Genomic DNA, 2,940 nt, shown 5'->3' with positions numbered 1-2,940 from the left:
GATTGATCACCGGCACCGAAACGCCCGCCAACAACGCCTGGGTAGCCGCCTGAACCAAGACCGCCGCCAGGGCGCTGTCCTGCAACATGTAGGCAATCCGCTCTACCGGATAAGCCGGGTCCAACGGCACATAACCGCCACCCGCCTTGAGAATCGCCAGCAGGCCAACAACCATCTCGGCCCCGCGTTCAACGCAGATCCCCACCCGCGAATCCGGTTGCACACCCTGTTTACGCAGGGCATGCGCCAGGCGGTTGGCCTGCTCGTTAAGCTCGCGATAGCTCAGACGCGTCCCACCCTGCACCACCGCCAGGGAATCCGGCGTACGCTCTACCTGCGCCTCGAACAACCCGTGAATGGTCTGTTCTTGCGGATAATCCAGTGCCGTGTCGTTGAAGCCCACCAGCAATTGCTCACGCTCATCGGCCGGCAGGATCGACAGGCTGTTGAGCGCCGAGGTCGACGCCCGCTCCAGGGCCTGGACCAACTGCTCCAACGCCGTCTGCATATACCCGCAGACCCGCTGCGCACCGATACCGGCAACCGCCTGCACATTCAGGCTGAAACCTTCGCCCAGGTCATCCAGGGACAGGATCAGCGGATAGTTGGTGCGCTCTTCGCCACCCAACACCTCGATCCCTTCCCACAGTTGAACCGCCTCGCCCGTCACAGCCTCAGCCGAACTGTGCCGGTAGTTGAGCAAGGTGCTGAACAACGGCGTCGGCGCAGCCACACCGCTGCAACGCTGGGCCAGGGACAACGAGGCATGCTCGTGTCCCAGCAGTGCGGTGAGCCGCGCATGGGTCGCCTTGACCCCGGCCCGCACATCCTGCCCGCCCACGGCAACCCGCAGCGGCAAGGTATTGATAAACATCCCCAGGGCCCGGCGAACCCCTTCGCTGCCGCGCATCCGTCCCAGCAGCACGGTACCGAACACCACATCATCGCGCCCGCACAGGCGCCCGAGCACCTGGGCCCAGGCCAGGTGATGCAGGCTCGCCGCACTCACCCCCTGCTGCCGGGCCTGGGTGCGCAGGCGCCGGCTCAGATCGGCGGGCAGGACCTGGGTCGCTTCTTCGACGCCATGGCCATCGCCGCGCACATCCTGCAGGCCGAACGGCAGGGTCGGCTCGTCGACATCGCCGAGCATCTCGCGGAAAAACGCTTCGTGCTGCTTGCCGCTGACCCCGAGCCGGGCCTGGGCCACATAATTGCGGTACGGCACCGGCTCGCCCAGGGTCTGGGCCTGGCCGTACAGGTACGCATGGATTTCCTGCTGCACCACTTCCAGGGCCGCGTGGTCGATAGCGATATGATGGAACAGCAGCATCGCCACCCAGCGCTGGTTGGCCGCATCGTGGGCAAAGGCCAGGCGCAGCAACGGCGCCTGGCTGATATCGAGACGGTAGTGCCGCGGGTCGAAGCGTTGTCGTAGTTGCTCGGCAGCCGCGCCGGCGGCGGGGTCGATGTCGATTTCAGTGAGGACCAGCCGCGCCTGGCGCCAGACCACCTGCACCGGTACGTCCAGGCCTTCCCAGACCACGCTGGTACGCAGGATGTCGTGACGGTCGATCACCTGCTGCAAGGCCGTGGTGAACTCGTCGAAACGGGCGCGGCTGGCAATCGCGAATTGCGCCTGCAAGACGTAGGGATCGCCCTGTTCGGCGGCAATATGGTGATAGAGAATGCCTTCCTGCAAGGGCGCCAGCGGGTAGATGTCCTGCACATTGCCGACACCGCCGGGGACGCTGGCGACGATATGCTCGATGGCCGCCTGGTCGAGCTTGACCAGGGGCAGCATATCCGGGGTGATGCGCGTGCAGCCGACAGGGATAGCCTGGGCGGGAATCTCCACCTCGCCGGCCTTGGCACTGGAATACTCGCCGGCGTTGATCAATTCGATCAGCGCCGCCTTGTTCTCGCGCAACATCGCCAGCACAGCGGGCTCGGTGAGGGACTGTCGCCTGCCGCTGACGACCAGTTGGTCGCCCTTGACGGCAAGTTGCACATCTTTCTCTTTCAGTACTGCCAACAGTTCGATCACGCTCACAGAACAATCTCCATTCTTTCCGTCGTTGCCGCGTATTCCGAGAGGGTGGGATGTTCGAACAAGGCCCTGACATCGGCTTCCAGGCCTTCCTGGCGCATGCGTTCCATCAGGCTCACGGCGAGCAGCGAATGGCCACCCAGTTCGAAGAAGTGGTCATGCCGACCGACCTGCGCGATACCCAGCAAGGTTTGCCAGATCTCGGCGATCAGGGTTTCGGTCTCGCCTTGCGGGGCCTCAAAGCCACGGCTGATCAGCGCGCCGCCGTCCGGGGCCGGCAGGGCCTTGCGGTCGAGCTTGCCGTTGGGGGTCAGCGGCAAGGCGTCGAGCCGCACGTACGCCACCGGGACCATATAGGCCGGCAGTTGCCCCAGCAGCCAACCGCGCAGGCTGTCGATGGCTGGCTCGGCGTCCATGGACCGGACGGTGTAATAGGCCACCAGGCGTTTATCGCCAGGAATATCTTCGCGGGCCGTGACCACCGCTTCGTGGACGGCTGGGTGCTTGGCCAGACGGGCGTCGATCTCACCCAGTTCGATACGGAAACCACGGATCTTCACCTGGTCGTCGTTACGGCCCAGGTATTCGATATTGCCATCTGGCAGATAGCGACCGAGGTCGCCGGTGCGGTACATGCGAGCATTTGGCGTGGTTGCGAACGGATCCTGGAGGAAGCGTTCAGCGGTGAGGTCGTCGCGGTTCAGGTAACCCCTCGCCACGCCGGCGCCGCCGATATAGATTTCGCCCGGAACACCCAGAGGGACCGGTTGTTGCTGCTCATCCAGAAGGTAGAACTGGGTGTTGCCGACGGGTTTGCCGATATGTGGGGCGAAGCCGTCTTCGCGATCCATCGCTACCCAGCTTGAGTAAGTGGTGGTTTCCGACGGGCCGTA

At 64.3% G+C, this 2,940-nt stretch carries 2 protein-coding genes; both read right to left on the bottom strand.

The genetic code is table 11. The annotated features are described in order from the left end of the window. A partial coding sequence (locus UCMB321_RS10925; RefSeq protein ID WP_084614919.1) for a condensation domain-containing protein occupies nucleotides 1-2,050 on the bottom strand: 2,050 nt, incomplete at its 3' end. Then, nucleotides 2,047-2,940: non-ribosomal peptide synthetase (locus UCMB321_RS29465; RefSeq protein WP_157015913.1), on the bottom strand; the 894-nt coding region annotated here is incomplete at its 5' end. The genes UCMB321_RS29465 and UCMB321_RS10925, both read right to left, overlap by 4 nt.

The sequence above is a fragment of the Pseudomonas batumici genome, assembly GCF_000820515.1.
In the GTDB taxonomy this organism is placed as follows: Bacteria; Pseudomonadota; Gammaproteobacteria; order Pseudomonadales; family Pseudomonadaceae; genus Aquipseudomonas; species Aquipseudomonas batumici.
The sequence above is the reverse complement of the archived record's forward strand: the minus strand, read 5'-3'. Positions and strand labels throughout refer to the sequence as shown.